This is a genomic window from Amycolatopsis sp. NPDC000009, assembly GCF_055563465.1.
In genome coordinates, this window is sequence record NZ_JBVHDI010000047.1 from 1 (window position 1) to 1,086 (window position 1,086).

Consider the following 1,086-nt stretch of genomic DNA (forward strand, 5'->3'; position numbering starts at 1 on the left):
GGCGGTTTCAACTGGTTGTTGCAAGTAGTGCTTTGTCGAGTGCTTGTGCTGGTGTGAGGAGGCCGAGTGTAGGGCGTGGTCGGGTGTTGAGGCGTAGGGCGACTGCGTCGCAGTGGGTTTGGGTGAGGTGGCGTAGGTCTGAGCTTTTGGGCCAGTACTGGCGTAGCAGGCCGTTGGTGTTCTCGTTGCTGCCGCGTTCCCAGGGGCTGTGCGGGTTGCAGAAGTAGACCTGCAGGCCGGTGTCCAGGGTGAACTGGGCGTGCTGGGCCATTTCGTTGCCCTGGTCCCAGGTCAGTGACCGTTTCAGTTCGGCGGGCAGGGTAGCGATCATGCTGGTGAGCAGTTCCCGGACTTCGACGGCCTTGTGGGTGTCGGGCAGGGGGGCCAGCAACACGAATCGGGAGTGGCGTTCGACCAGGGTGATGACCGCGCCCTGGCCGACTGCCCCGAGGATCAGATCGCCTTCCCAGTGCCCGGGCACTGCCCGGTCGGCGGCCTCGGCGGGGCGTTGGCTGATCGGGGTCATCCCGGTTATCCGGCCCTGGCGGCGGCTGGAGGTGCTGGTGCGTGACCGGCGCTGGTCACGGCCTGACCGCAGGTGCTCGGTGAGTTCGTTACGCAGTTCACCACGAGTCTGGATGAACAGTGACAGGTAGATCGTCTCGTGGCTCACCCGCATAGCCTGATCGTCGGGGAACAGCGTCGGCAACATCAGGGAGATCAGCTGGGGTGACCAGTCTGCTTCCAGCAGACCGGTCACCACCGCCGCCAACTTACCGGCCAGCAGGTGGGCTTTCGGGCGCCGGCCGCGTTCGATGGCCAGGCGCTGGGCTCGGTCGGCCCGGTAGCGGCGAGGCCGGCCATTGACCTTGGTGCCGGGCCTGGAACACCGTGGCCCACCACCGCGGCGTACTTCTCGTGAAATCGTCGAGGGTGACTTACCCAGGACTTTCGCAACCGCGTCCTGGGTAAGACCTTGATCCAGACCGTTCTGGATCTTGTCCCGCTCCTCGCGCGTCAACCGCGGTCCTGGCATGAGGATCTCCTATCAGCCGCCACCACTTGCAACAACCGATTGAGACCAGG

At 64.8% G+C, this 1,086-nt stretch carries 1 protein-coding gene; it reads right to left on the minus strand.

The genetic code is table 11. The features are described from left to right. Positions 1 to 7: 7 nt before the first annotated feature. Positions 8 to 1,036: an IS30 family transposase gene (locus ACZ3HL_RS44765; protein ID WP_465538059.1), complete on the minus strand. Its 1,029-nt coding sequence runs from the start codon at positions 1,034 to 1,036 to the stop codon at positions 8 to 10. Between the last annotated feature and the right edge of the window lie 50 nt (positions 1,037 to 1,086).

Excerpts from the sequence above, each read along its gene's own strand:
- ACZ3HL_RS44765 (WP_465538059.1), bottom strand. The coding sequence starts at position 1,036 with ATGCCAGGACCGCGGTTGACGCGCGAGGAGCGGGACAAGATCCAGAAC.